The sequence below is a fragment of the Streptomyces sp. Ag82_O1-12 genome (assembly GCF_900182715.1).
Taxonomy (GTDB): Bacteria; Actinomycetota; Actinomycetes; order Streptomycetales; family Streptomycetaceae; genus Streptomyces; species Streptomyces massasporeus.
The window spans coordinates 3,633,818-3,646,182 of sequence record NZ_FXUW01000001.1; the positions used below are offsets into that span (position 1 = coordinate 3,633,818).

At 70.8% G+C, this 12,365-nt stretch carries 13 protein-coding genes, 1 tRNA gene and 2 pseudogenes; 4 read left to right on the forward strand and 12 right to left on the reverse strand.

Annotated elements, in window-relative coordinates; translation table 11 throughout:
• Window positions 1-123: 123 nt before the first annotated feature.
• Window positions 124-768 (reverse strand): TetR/AcrR family transcriptional regulator, encoded by a 645-nt coding sequence (locus QOL88_RS16520; RefSeq protein ID WP_097217157.1) that lies wholly within the window; start codon window positions 766-768, stop codon window positions 124-126.
• Window positions 769-1,076: 308 nt separating this feature from the next.
• On the opposite strand from QOL88_RS16520, the gene QOL88_RS16525 reads away from it, so the two are divergent.
• The 3 genes and pseudogenes from QOL88_RS16525 to QOL88_RS16535 all read left to right on the forward strand — a co-directional run bounded on the left by QOL88_RS16525 (window position 1,077) and on the right by QOL88_RS16535 (window position 4,681).
• Entirely contained in the window at window positions 1,077-2,414 is a 1,338-nt protein-coding gene (locus QOL88_RS16525) for a M6 family metalloprotease domain-containing protein (RefSeq protein WP_373559344.1), read from the forward strand.
• Between the two features lie 431 nt (window positions 2,415-2,845).
• Window positions 2,846-4,515: pseudogene (locus tag QOL88_RS16530) on the forward strand (IclR family transcriptional regulator domain-containing protein).
• 90 nt (window positions 4,516-4,605) lie between these two features.
• Window positions 4,606-4,681 (forward strand) — tRNA-Arg (locus QOL88_RS16535).
• 76 nt (window positions 4,682-4,757) lie between these two features.
• On the opposite strand, the gene QOL88_RS16540 is transcribed toward QOL88_RS16535, so the two are convergent.
• The 11 genes and pseudogenes from QOL88_RS16540 to QOL88_RS16590 form a co-directional block, all read right to left on the reverse strand.
• Complete coding sequence (locus tag QOL88_RS16540) at window positions 4,758-5,909, reverse strand: tyrosine-type recombinase/integrase (RefSeq protein WP_097217159.1); 1,152 nt, start codon at window positions 5,907-5,909, stop codon at window positions 4,758-4,760.
• Window positions 5,909-6,089, reverse strand: a pseudogene (locus QOL88_RS16545) (helix-turn-helix domain-containing protein). Before QOL88_RS16545 ends, QOL88_RS16540 begins: the two are co-directional and overlap by 1 nt.
• The gene (locus tag QOL88_RS16550; protein ID WP_097223035.1) at window positions 6,082-7,383 is read right to left on the reverse strand and encodes a replication initiator; all 1,302 of its coding nucleotides are present in this window, start codon (window positions 7,381-7,383) and stop codon (window positions 6,082-6,084) included. The pseudogene QOL88_RS16545 and the gene QOL88_RS16550 overlap by 8 nt, the downstream one beginning before the upstream one ends.
• 137 nt (window positions 7,384-7,520) lie before the next feature.
• Entirely contained in the window at window positions 7,521-7,769 is a 249-nt protein-coding gene (locus tag QOL88_RS16555) for a SpdD protein (RefSeq protein ID WP_097217160.1), read from the reverse strand.
• Between the two features lie 24 nt (window positions 7,770-7,793).
• On the reverse strand, window positions 7,794-7,988 hold the full coding sequence (locus QOL88_RS16560) for a hypothetical protein (protein WP_097217161.1): 195 nt from the start codon (window positions 7,986-7,988) through the stop codon (window positions 7,794-7,796).
• A gap of 15 nt (window positions 7,989-8,003) precedes the next feature.
• Entirely contained in the window at window positions 8,004-8,195 is a 192-nt protein-coding gene (locus QOL88_RS16565; RefSeq protein WP_097217162.1) for a mobile element transfer protein, read from the reverse strand.
• A gap of 2 nt (window positions 8,196-8,197) precedes the next feature.
• A complete protein-coding gene (locus QOL88_RS16570; RefSeq protein WP_097217163.1) occupies window positions 8,198-8,383 on the reverse strand; it encodes a hypothetical protein in 186 nt (61 codons plus the stop codon).
• A gap of 16 nt (window positions 8,384-8,399) precedes the next feature.
• The gene (locus QOL88_RS16575) at window positions 8,400-9,062 is read right to left on the reverse strand and encodes a DUF2637 domain-containing protein (RefSeq protein ID WP_097217164.1); all 663 of its coding nucleotides are present in this window, start codon (window positions 9,060-9,062) and stop codon (window positions 8,400-8,402) included.
• Window positions 9,063-9,150: 88 nt separating this feature from the next.
• Window positions 9,151-10,527, reverse strand: a complete 1,377-nt coding sequence (locus tag QOL88_RS16580) for an FtsK/SpoIIIE domain-containing protein (RefSeq protein ID WP_097217165.1) — start codon at window positions 10,525-10,527, stop codon at window positions 9,151-9,153.
• The gene (locus QOL88_RS16585; RefSeq protein WP_097217166.1) at window positions 10,527-10,883 is read right to left on the reverse strand and encodes an SCO3933 family regulatory protein; all 357 of its coding nucleotides are present in this window, start codon (window positions 10,881-10,883) and stop codon (window positions 10,527-10,529) included. The genes QOL88_RS16580 and QOL88_RS16585 overlap by 1 nt, the downstream gene beginning before the upstream one ends.
• Before the next feature lie 166 nt (window positions 10,884-11,049).
• Window positions 11,050-11,838: a GntR family transcriptional regulator gene (locus QOL88_RS16590; RefSeq protein ID WP_030851883.1), complete on the reverse strand. Its 789-nt coding sequence runs from the start codon at window positions 11,836-11,838 to the stop codon at window positions 11,050-11,052.
• 107 nt (window positions 11,839-11,945) lie between these two features.
• On the opposite strand from QOL88_RS16590, the gene QOL88_RS16595 reads away from it, so the two are divergent.
• Entirely contained in the window at window positions 11,946-12,353 is a 408-nt protein-coding gene (locus QOL88_RS16595) for an NUDIX hydrolase (protein ID WP_030250141.1), read from the forward strand.
• Window positions 12,354-12,365: the final 12 nt, after the last annotated feature.

Sequence of the window (12,365 nt, forward strand, 5' to 3'; positions counted from 1 at the left end):
TCGTCTGCGGGGAACGGCCGTACTGACTGACTGCCGGTCAGGCGATCAGGCGGTCAAGCAGTCGGGCGGTCAGGCGGTCAGGCGGTCAGGGTTCAGACGGGTGGGGCGGCCTGAACTCATCGGTCAGGGTCGGCGCAGGTCCTCCAGAGTCACCGGCGTGCCCGGGAGGGTGGAGCGAGCCGGAGCGCGCAGCCCGTCCAGGAACAGCTGGAGATGGCGGTGGACGAAGCGGTCGGCGCGGAAGCAGTCCGTACCGGCCGGGGGTCGGCTGAGCTGGGCCACGGCGATCATGACGTCCCCGACGTCCACGTCGGACCGGAGCTGCCCGGCCGACCTGGCGCGGTCCATGACCTCCGCGACCAGCCGTTCGACCCGTTCGCGCGCGGCCTCCAGGTCCGGGTGGTGCTGGTCGAACGTGCTGGAGACCATCGGGCACAGCGCGCTGATCCGCTCGTCGGCCGCGGCGTGCACGAAGCGCTCCAGCGCCTCGAACGCGTCGCCGGTCTCGGTGAGCGCGGCCTCGGCGGCGGCGGCCGTACGGTCCATGACGGAGCAGACGACCTCGCGGACGAGCGCGTCGCGGTCCGGGAAGTTGCGGTACACCGTGGCATTGCCGACGCCGGCCCGGCGGGCGATGTCGTCGAGCGGCACCTCGGGGCCGTGCTCGACGAACATCTCCCGGGCGGCGGTGACGATCCGCTCCCGGTTGCGCAGGGCGTCGGCGCGGGGCCGGGGCACCTTGCGCGTCACGGGGCTGGCGGTCTGCACGGCGTACTCCTGATGTCAGTGGAGAAGTGTGTGGAGCTTGAAGATGTCTCGTGGTCCGATCCGGGGAGCAGGTCCCCGTTTCGTTCCGACACACGGCTAAACGGGGAGTGGGTCCCCGGTATTTCCCGCTCCCGTGGAAATTGCTTGTGACCTGGCTCACAAACTCGTCGGGGCGCTACTGACGGGAAACCCACGATCGGTCTCTTCCAACGCGCGTCCCCCCACCCCGCGACGCAGGGTGATCGCAAGGGTGCAGTCGGAAACCGGGAGGCTGCCGTGGCGCGGGAGGTCCCTTGCAGGTCCCTTGCATACAGCCACGGCCCCGGCGCCCGCGCCCGGACGGCACGGGCCCGCCCGGCGGCCGGATACCCAGGCGCCGGCTGGCCGCACTGGCCTGCGTGACCGCCCTGACCTTCACGGTCAGCACCTCGGCCGGCACGGGCCGTCTCACCCCGGGCACCAATACGGCGGGAGCGGGCCCGATCACCCTGTCCCACACCGCCGAGCACGGCCCCTGCATGATCCGCGGCGCCGAGAAGGTCCAGATGTCCGAGGGCATCCCCACCTCCACCGGCTACACCCGCTCCACCGGCACCGTCCGCGCCCTCACCCTGATGGTCGACTTCTCCGACGCCCCCGGCCAGGGCGACGCCCAGGACCGCTACCACGAGTTCTTCCCGCAGACCCGCGAGTGGTTCCGCACCAGCTCCTACGGCCGTCTCGACTACCGCCCCGAGACCCCGATCCCGGGGTGGCTGCGGATGCCGAAGTCCTTCCGCGAGTACGGCATAGAGCGCGGGGCCCCGTTCGACCCCGGCTACCGCGCGATGGTCCAGGACCTCGTGGCCGCCGCCGACCCGAAGGTGGACTTCCGCGCGTACGACCTGCTGAACGTCCTGGTGAGCCCCAACGCCGGCCCCTCCGCCCTGGACACCGTCCTGTCCGTCACCTTCGCCGGCAACCCGGAGGCACCCACGGCCGACGGCATACCCGTGGCCAACGCCTCCTTCGTCTACTCCCGCCAGGACGACGGCTCGGGCTCCTACGACCGCACCGGCTACCGCGTCCTCCCCCACGAGAACGGCCACGTCTTCGGCCTGCCCGACCTGTACACCGCGGAGGGCGGGGGCGCGGTCGGCCACTGGGACATCATGAGCGAGGACTGGGGCGCCAACAACGACTTCCTCGGCTGGCACAAGTGGAAGCTGGGCTGGCTCGACGCCGCCCAGGTCCACTGCGCGGCGTCCTCCGGCACCACGGAGTACACCCTGACGCCCCTGGCCCTGGCCGGCGGCTCCAAGCTGGTCTTCGTCCCCCTCGACACCAGAACCGGATACGCCGTCGAACTGCGTACCCGTGCCGGAAACGACGAGTCGGTGTGCCGCCCCGGCGTCCTGATCTACAAGGTCGACGCGGAGGTGGACACGGGCATGGGCCCGGTCACCGTCCAGGACGCCCGCCGTGACAGCGGCGGCTGCACACGCGCGCCGAACGTCCACGCGGAGCTGTCGGACGCGCCGTTCACACCCGGGGAGACGTTCCGCAACGCGGCGAGGGGGATCACGATCGAGGTCGCGGGCGTGGGGCCAGGAGCGGCGGGGGCGGGGGTGGAGGGGGGTTACCGGGTGAGGGTGACGAGAGAGTGACGAGGGAGTAGGGGGTGGAGGTGGGAACCCCTCCCGGCCTTCGGGCCGCCGATTCCGGATTACGGTGGGCCTGCCGCGACCGTCGTGAGCGCCGTACCGGAGAGCCGATGCCAGCGAAGCGCACGCCCGAGACCCCGGAGGGGTCCGCCCCACCGGCCGCCGAGAAGGCGGCGCCACCGATCGGGGAAACGACCGCGTCGGCCACGCTGAGGGGCGACATGGCCACTGAGGCGGCCGGATCGGGCGCAGGGACGGCCGGATCGACCGCAGGGGCGGCCGGATCGGCCGCTGGGGCAGCCGGATCGGGCGCAGGGACGGCCGGCTCGACTGCAGGGGCAGCCGGATCGGCCGCAGGGGCTGTCGGCTCGAGCGCAGGGACGGCCGGATCGCGCGCAGGGACGGCCGGATCGACGACCGCAGGGAGGGCCAGATTGACGGCCGGATCGGCTGCGGAGGGAGAGGCCCCCGCCGAGGCGGTCACTCCCCTGGTCCGCGGCATCGCGGTGCTGCGGGAACTGACGGAGGCGGGCGGCACGCTGAGCCTGAGCGGCCTGGAACGCGCGAGCGGCCTGGCCCGCTCCACGGTCGACCGCATCACGGCCACGCTCGCCCGCATGGGCTACGTCCGTTTCGACGGCCGGGACGTCCACGTGTCCCCCGCCTGATGGAACTGGGCAACGCCTACATGTCGGCCCTGCGCCTGCCCGCCCTGCTCGCCCCGCACGCGGACGCCCTGGCCGACGAACTGGACGAGTCGGTCTCCCTGGCGGTCGCCGACCGCGACGGCATCCGCTTCATCCACCAGGCCACCCGCCGCCGCGCGATGTCCCTCAGCTTCCGCATCGGCGACCTGCTCCCCGCCGAACGCACGGCCCCCGGCCCGCTGTTCGCGACCCGGTGGACGTCAGCGGACTGGCAACGCTGGCGTGAGCGCAGGGCGGCGGACCCGAGGGACCTGTCCTTCACGGCCGTACCGCCCCGCACGTACGAAGGGGACGCGGAGGACGACGAGACGTTCGTACACCGCACGCGAGAGGCGTCGACGCACGGCTGGTCCCTGGACGACCAGCTCATCGAGCCGGGCCTGGTGGCGATCTCGGTACCGGTCCGCTCCCCCGGCCCGGGCGGCCGGATCGCGAGCGTGGCGAGCGTGGTCAGCCACACGAGCCGCCACACCGCGCGCAACCTGCGGACGACGCTGCTGCCGCGGCTGCGGTCCGCGGTGCGGGCGATGGAACACGAACTCCACGCCGCCCCGCCTCCCGAGCCCGGCCCGCCCCCGTCGGACCTGGCCCTGTGGACCGGCGCGTCCAAGCAGCAGTTGGGCCGCGAGTTCATCGAATCCCTGGCCCGGGGTCTGACGGTCCTCACGGCCTTCGGCGAGGGCAGGCCGGAGCTGACCCTCACGGAGGTGTCCCGGGCGACGGGCCTGGCCCGGGCGACGGCCCGCCGGGCCCTGATCACCTACGAACACCTGGGCCTGGTGGCCGCGGCGGGCCGCACCTTCACGCTGACCCCCCGGGTCCTCTCCCTCGGCTTCCCTCCCCTGTCCCGCACGTCCCTCCCCGAGATCGCCCAACCCCACCTGGCCGACCTGACGTCCCGCATCCACGAGTCGACGTCACTGGCGGTGCTGTCGGACTCCGGCGAGGAGATCCAGTACACGGCCCGGGTGGCGACGGCCCGGGTGATGAGCGTGAACATCACGGTCGGCACGCGGCTGCCGGCGTACGCGACGGCACTGGGCAGGGTGCTGCTGGCGGACGCGTCAGGGGACACCCTCCCCTCCGAGTCCCTGCGGGCCTTCACCCCACACACGATCACGGACGAGCAGACACTGGCGGAGGCCCTGACCTCGGTCCGCACGCAGGGCTACGCCCTGGTGGACGAGGAGCTGGAAGAGGGCCTCCGCTCGATCGCGGTCCCGATCCGTGACCGTTCGGGCCGGGTGGTGGCGGCCCTGAACACGGCGATGCACGCGAGCCGCCGCACCCCGAGGGAGTGCGTGACGGACCTGGTCCCGGAACTGACGGCAACGGCGGCCTGCATCCAGACAGACCTCCACACAGCGGCCCGCTTCACCCACGTCCCCCTGACCTGACCCCCACACCCGCCCGACCCACATCCGGTACGCTGACGCCTGTGGTCCTCCCAGACCACAGGCACGACGCTTCTCGCGTCCACTGCCACTGCCTTCGTAGCTCAGGGGATAGAGCACCGCTCTCCTAAAGCGGGTGTCGCAGGTTCGAATCCTGCCGGGGGCACCAGCTCAGAAGGGGCCCACCTCCGAAATGTCGGAGGTGGGGCCCTTCTGACATCCACATCTGACATCAACGCGGGCGGTCACGCGCGGATGGGGCGTCTCCTGAGCAGGCGATCCATGTGGCTCATGGCTTCGCGCTGCGTGTCCTGGACGACGTGGGTGTAGACGTCCATGGTGATGCTGATCTGAGAGTGCCCGAGGATCTCCATCACAACGCGGGGCGCGACTCCGGCCGCCGTGAGGAGGGTGGCCGTGCCGTGCCGGGCATCGTGCAGCCGGATGACGCGAAGGCCGGCGGACTGGGCGACGCGCGTGAACGAGCGGTAGACGTTGCGCGGCTCGACCGGACGGCCGGTCCGGGTGGTGAAGACGTAGGCCGACTCCTGCCACCTCTCCCCCGCCTTGGCTCGGGCAGCGGCCTGCCGCATCCGGTGCCAGCGGAGGGGCGCTATGCAGAGGGCGGGCAGAGATACGGCACGACGGCGGCGGCTCTTGGGGTCGTCGTCATACAGGACCCCACGACGCCGCTGTGTCTGCTGACGCACGTAGAGGACGCGGTTGTCGAGGTCGACGTCCGACCACCGGAGACCGACGATCTCTCCCCGTCGGAGGCCCATGGCGATGGCGAGGACGAAGGCCGCGTAGAGCGGGTCCTTCCGTGAGGCGGCGAGGAAGTCGAGCGTCTCGTCGAGGGTCCATGGCGTCAGCTCGCGGTTGTCCGTGCGAGGCGGCTCGACGAGCTTGGCGACGTTCCGTGTGATCAGCTCCTCGCGGCAGGCCGAGGACAGCGCCGAGCGCAGAACTCGGTGCGATTCCTTGGCCGTTGCGGCAGTGGTCTCCTTCTCCAGCCGGACGAGGAAGCGGCGAACGTCGGTGACGCCGAGGGATTCGAGCCGCTTGGCGCCGAGCAGGGGCACCAGGTAGAGACGGACGTGCGCCTCGTACTTGTCGAAGGTGCTGAGCTTCCGCCGGGGCTTGATGACGTTGTCCAGCCAGTACGGCAGCCATTCGGCGAGCTTGGCGGACTTGGTGGGTACAGGCACGCCCTGGTCGACCTTGGCGAGCAGCTCGCGGCGCTTGGTGTCGCACTCGGCCCAGGTCTTGCCGTAGGCGAACTTGCGGGCGCGGGTGCCGTCCGGCTGGAGGACGTAGACCGCGCACTGGTAGCGGCCGTCCTTGCGCTTGGTGGTGGTGCCGGCGCCGTTGGGGTTCCGCTTGCGTTGCTGGGCCATCAGGCGGCCGCCTCCAGTTCGTGGGTGATGTACTCGCGGACAGCCCGCGCCGGAATGCGACGGCACCGGCCGATGGTGATCGAGCAGACGACGGGAGCGGATGAGGTCGTAGACCGTGGAGCGGCCGAGCTTGAGCCGCTCCATCACGTCAGGCACCGTCAGCAGTTCGTCGTCACGCATGGGTGGGCTCTCCTTCCGTTCCGGGGGCGGGTTCAAGGGATGCGGCAAGCCAGGCTTCGGTGTCCGAGAGGCCGGTTCCGGCGAAGACCCAGTGCGCGAGGACGTACGTCGTCTCGGGCTCTGGGCCGTTGGCTGCTGCGGCTTGGGCTCGGCGCCATTCGGCGCGAGCGTCGCGGAGGGCACCGAGGGTGGTGGAGTAGCGGCGGGACTTGGTGGAGAAGTGGCCGCGGAAGCCGAGCATGTGAGCCCAGGCGCGCAGGCGGAGGTGTTCGAGGTCCTTGCGGGCGCCGAGGAACCATGCGGTACGGATCATGCGTCGGGCGTGGTCGCTGATGTCGAACTGGGCGAGTTCGGCGGCGAACATGAGCGGCCGGTCCAGAGCTCCCGTCGCGGTCTCCGCCCCCTTTGTGGCGTACTTGGCGATGTAGGCGGCGACGGCCCGTTCGGTCAGTTCCTGGCCGTCGTTGAAGTCGGCCGAGCGGATAGTGCGGACGTCGAGTTGGCGGCCGAAGGTGAAGGTGTGGGTGCGGCCGTCGATGACCGGGCCTTCCACGCGAACCTTGGCAGCGGCAGCCCGGATGGCGTCCGTGAGCAGCTCGGCGGTTGCCCATACCGGGGGCGAGGTGTCGCCGCCGCTGGGGCCGTCGATGCGGATGACAGCGTGGAAGTGGACCGCGCCGCGTTTCTGGTACTCGGCGACCTTGGCGAAGGACACGCGGGCGTGCTCGCGGAAGCGCCGCTGGGACAGGCCGGCGCGCTTGGCGACCTCTCGGCGCAGGTAGGTGGAGAAGCGCCGCCAGAGCGGCCCGGCGTGGGCGTTCCAGAGCACGGCGGCTTCGTAGTCGTAGGTGTCCGGGTCGAGCGGGGAGCCGAGTGCGTCGTCGTCCTGGTCGTGGTGGGTGCCGCAGCGGCAGGGGCGTCCGCTGGATGGGCGGTTGTGGACCGGGCCGAAGCTCGGCGCGGTGAAGGTGGCGAACACGCGCGGGTGAGCGGCGACGCGTTCGGGGACGCCCTTGCCACCGCGCAGGCCGGAGGTGATCAGGTGGAAGGTGTCCCGGCGGTAGACCTCCGCACAGGCAGCGCAGCGGGTCGTACGGCGGTTGTTGCAGCGGACGAGAAGCTGCCCGGCCGGGAGGCTGGACGAGTCGAGGCGATGAAGGACGTTACCGATCTCGCCGGTCCGGGTGTCTACGTCGTACTCGGTGCGGTGGCCGTCGAGGCGGACCGGGTTGGTGCAGCCGCCGAGTCCGGAGAGCTGGCGGAGGATACCCGGCAGCGTGCCCTGCGAGGCCAGGTTCACGAGTTCCGGAAGTGGGGCCGGAGTGGTGCGGGTGAGGATGGCGATTCCCTTCTGACTGGCTCGGTTGGGAGGAAGGCGCCGGGGCGGCGAAATGCTTGGTCGTGTGCCGCCGCCCCGGAGGCCGACGCAGTTCAGCGGCGGTGGTGGTCGCGGAGCATGGAGCGCAGGACGACAGCGGCCACGGCAACGGAGATCGCCGTGACGGCGACGGCGGCCAGGAGCGCGGTGAGGACGACCCCGCCGACGACCAAGGCGACGACGGTCTTCTGATCGACGGAGACCGACGGGAGCGAGCGCCGTACAGGCGCCGGCGAGTCAGCCGGGGTGTGGGTGTGCGCGGGCGGCGGGGTCGGGCTGTCGGGGTACTTCGGGAGGAACACGGGCCGATCTCCTTATCTACTCGTCTAGGTGTGTGAGCCGTTTATGACGCTCACGCCAGAGCGCGTGCCGGACTCGATGGCGGGTGCGAGGAAGGTTCGGGAGAGCCAGAAGCCGAAGAGGGCGACCAGGACGACGATCCAGACGCGGACGCCGAGGAACCGGACTGCTCCCCAGGCGAAGAAGCCGAGGACGACGACAAGCGGCAGGCTGACGGTCACGAGGTGCAGGTCCTTTCAGCGAACGGGGCAGCGGTGGGTGCGGGCGGCCAGCTCGGCGGCGGCGCGGCTGTCGTAGTCGGTGGAGAAGCCGCAGCGCGGGGCGGTGCAGGCGGCGGTGTGCTTCTCCCGGCCCCGGCCGTCGTAAGAGGTGCCGACCTGGACGGGGCCGATGCGGCTGACGTGGCGGAAGCGCTTCGGTGCGGGCATGGTCAGTCCTCCTGTCGCGGGGTGGGGCGGGGGAAGTCGCGCAGGATCCGGGCGGCTTCTTCCGGATCGGGCGTGCGGTCGGCGGCTTCCTCGGCGAGGAGCCGGGCGAGTGCCGACCGGCCACTGACGGCCATCTCGCGGGCCGCTGAGAGGTAGTCGGCGGCCGTGTTGAAGCAGAAGAGCGGCATGGTCTCCCTTTGCTGGTTAGGTGAGTTGGGCGGCGATGGCTTCGGCCATGGGTGGCGGGACGCCGAGGCGTGCGCGCAGGGTCGGGGTGTCGATGGCCGTTCCAGTGCGGGTGCGGTGGTCGGCGGCGACTTTGCGGGCGTGCTCGACCAGGGCGGCCGGAACAGCGACCGGAGGCGGGGCCAACGGTGGGGCCGGTGCCGGATCGGCCGCCGGTGGCGTCGGGGGGTCTGGCGCCGGATCGGGCGCGTTCTCCTGCTCCTCGATGTCGTCAGGATCCTGTTGGTCCACGGCGTCACTGGTCGCGTCGTGCGCTGTCGGCGGCGAGTGGACCAGAAGCGTTCCGCCGAGGAAGGCGACCGCGGGCCAGCCCGCCACGAGGATGCGCAGCCACGCCGGTACGTGATCCAGGTCAAGCAGGCCGGCGGTGGCGACGTTCGCACCCAGGGACGCGGCGAGTGCGATCAGGAACCAGCACCACCCGGCCGCTTTCGCCTCTCCGGAGCGCAGTCGGCGCCAGGCGGCGACGAGCAACAGGTCAACGCTGATCGGGTAGGCCCACGCCTTCCACCCGTCCTGCCCGGCCGCCGAGGCGACATCGTGCAGGTGGGCGAAGGACAGCGCGGCGGCGATGACCGCCTGAACGAGCACCGCATCGACGCGGGCCAGGTGGGCGCGCATGCTGCGGCTCCTTCCGAATTCGGGCATGGGAGGGGTAGGGACGTGGCGTGAGGCGGTCACGCCGACCGGGGTTGAGTGGGGACGCGGGTCAGTCGGCCACTGGCCGGGGCCGCACAGCCAGTCCCGGTGCCTCGACGGGTCGTACGGGCACGTCGGGCCGGAAAGGCTTGAGCGCGGGCAGGTCGGGGACCAAGTGGGCCGACTCGCGGCAGGTCTCGGCAGCGTCGCCCAGCGACAGGTACGGCGTGCGGATGCGAGACCAACCGCCGGAGGTATCACCGGCCACGGCGAGGCCGGGCCGTTCGGGGGCAATGGCGCAGGCGGCCGTGACCGCTTCGGGTGCGATGTCGCCGAGCGCCATCTTCGCGGAGGCTTCGTCGTTGACTCGGTGGCAGACGCGGCCGGTCAACTGCGCCCGCAGCATGGTCGCGCCCTTGCCCAGCTCGGCACCGAAACGCTGGCCGCAGACCTCCAAGTAGATGCCGGCCGCGCGGCCGAGCTGGGCGAGGCGAATGAGCTGGGTGACCATCTCGTCCCGCCGTTCCTCGTCCTTCCTGGTGGCAACGAGGAAGAGTTCAGCCACCTCGTCCACGAACAGCACGATCGGGACCGGACGTTCGGACTCGGGCAGTCCCCAGACGTCCGAGGTGATTTCCTCGGCCGGAGTGTTCGGAGCGATGCCTTGCCGGGCCTTGATCAGGTCGTAGCGGTCCTCCATTTCCTTCACGAGCACGGGCAGCAGCTCGGCGGCCTGCTCCGGATCGGTCGCCAGCGCGGAGAGCCGGGAAGCGAACGGCGCCAGCTCCACACCGCGCTTGCAGTCGATGCCCACCAGGGCGACCGGCTGAGGGGCAAGGCCGGTGATCAGGTGCCGCAGGTACATGGACTTGCCTGACAGCGTTGCGCCGAGGGTGAGCTGGTGGGGAACGGTCCGGTAGTCGCGTATGAACGGCATGGCGTCCTCTCGCAGGGCCACGGGCACCTGAAGGAACTTGGCGTCCGCCTTGCGGGGCATCCGCACTTGCCGCAGCACATCGAAGCCGACCAGCCGCAGCTCAACTACACCGGGCTTGATCGTGGTCACGTACACGGCGTGGACGCCCCAGGCGTGCCGCAGCCGTTCGGCCGAGGCGGCGCAGTCGGCTGGTTCCTGCCCCGGAGCGAGCCGGAGACGGAGCCGCAGCCCGGTCGAGGTGGGCCGGATGATGCCCCGACGCGGCGGTACGGGACGGACCTCTCGGTGGGTGGTGGCCTTGACCGCCAGCATCCGCAGCCGGGAGGGGGCCACGGTCAGGCCGCAGGCTTCCATGACCGAGCCGTAGGAGCTGAGGAGCCGGGCCGTGGATATCGGCAGGCCGACCGTGGACCAGTACACCCCGGGATGGTTGGCCCGGGCGTAGGCGGCCCCACCGCCCAGCGCGGCGATAGGACCACCCACCTCCAGGAGCGTCGTCAGATCGGTCATCAGGCAGCGGCCCCGGTGGCGGCCGGGAACGCGGCCGGTGTCACGGCGGCGGCGCGGTAGGCGATGCCGTGGCGCTGTTGCCCGTTGAAGACGCTCTCCCACGGCCGGGCCACCAGACCCGGCAGCGAGACCGGTGCCCCGAGCGTCAGCCCCTCGGCCACTCCGCTCTCCGGAACGGTGACCTTGATCAGCGACGACTCACCGTCTTCCAGGTAGACGACTCCGAGCGTCATCAGGACCTCTCCGCTGGCGGCGTCCTTGGCGATCTCGCCCGTCTGCCGGTCGCGGACCTTGGGCTCGGGCGCCTCGGTCAGCAGGATCGTCGCGGCCGAGGTCTCTACACGGATGGTGCGCAAGACTTCTTCCCATCTACTCGTCTATACAAGATGCGGCGTTCGAACCCGATCTCTCGGGGACGGCAACCACCTTGCCACACAACTTGCCCACTCGTCTATACGAGTGAGCCTGTTGGGGTGTACGAGTTCAGAGAAGCCTCCCCGCGCACCACCACCGGTCAGGCGCTCACGTCGCCGGGAGCTGGTACGACAGGACATACGCATCGGCCGCCATGACCGTGTCGCAGACCTCCACGGCCCGCCCCTCACCGTCGAACGCGGTCCGGATCAGGTGAATGACCGGCACGCCGGAGGCCAGCCGCAGTGTCCGGACCTCATCAGGCGAGGGCATCCGGGCACGGATCTCTTCCTCGAAGTGGTCGAGGCGGTGGCCCAGCTCCTCAAGCCGGGCGTAGATGCCACCGGGCCCGGGGTTGGGCTCGGCGATCGGTGTGCCCCGCGCGATGTCGAGCGGCAGATACGAGGTGGCGAACTCCACCGGCCGCCCGTCCAGCAGATACCGGCGACGCCGGGCCAGCACCCGCCGCACGGACCCGAGCCGGGTGGAGACGTCCTGACTGGCCTTCTCCTCCTTGACCTCCAGGCTGTCCACCTGCGGGTGACTGCCGGCGGCGTCGGCCTCGACGATGAACGCGGACTTCCCCTGCTCGCGGTGGCGCCGGGCGAACCGGTCGGAGGCGAGCCGCCGTACAGGCGGTCGTGGTCGCACGAAGACGCCCTTGCCGTGCTCGGCGTGCACCAGGCCCTCGCCCTGGAGGACGGAGAAGGAGTTTCGAACCGTCATACGGGAAACCCCGTAATGCTCGACGAGTTCGGCCTCGGAGGGCAGCTTTTCGCCCTCCTTGAATCGCCCACGGTCGATGGCCTCGCGCAGCTGGTCGGCGATCTGCCGAAAGACCGCACGATCGCTCGTGGGGTCGAGATCGCCGAGGAGGCCGGAGGAAAGAGACGGCACGTGTACTCCTTTAGGTATCTAGACGAGTGGGCGAGCTTTGTTGCTACGGTGGAGAGCCTAGCCATCCGAGAGGGCAGAGGAACGTGAGCACCGACCGCCCGCACTCCGTGAGCGTCGCCGGAGTCATCGTCGACGACCAGGGCCGCGCCCTCTTGATCAAGCGCCGCGACAACGGCCACTGGGAACCCCCGGGCGGCGTCCTCGAACGCGAGGAAACCATCCCCGAGGCCCTCCAGCGCGAAGTCCTCGAAGAAACCGGCATCAAGATCGCGCTTCCCGCGACCCTGACCGGCATCTACAAGAACATGAAGGGCTTGATCGTCTCCATGGTCTTCCGCTGTGAGGCCGCCGACGGCACGCCCACCACCGGGGACGAGACCCGCGCACTGCGCTGGGCCACCCGCGAAGAAGTCATCGAACTCGCCGACGAGGCATACGCGATCCGCGTCCTGGACGCATTGGACGCGGTATCCCCGCCGGCCATCCGCGCCCACGACGGCGTGAAACTCGTCTAGCCCGAACCCGCT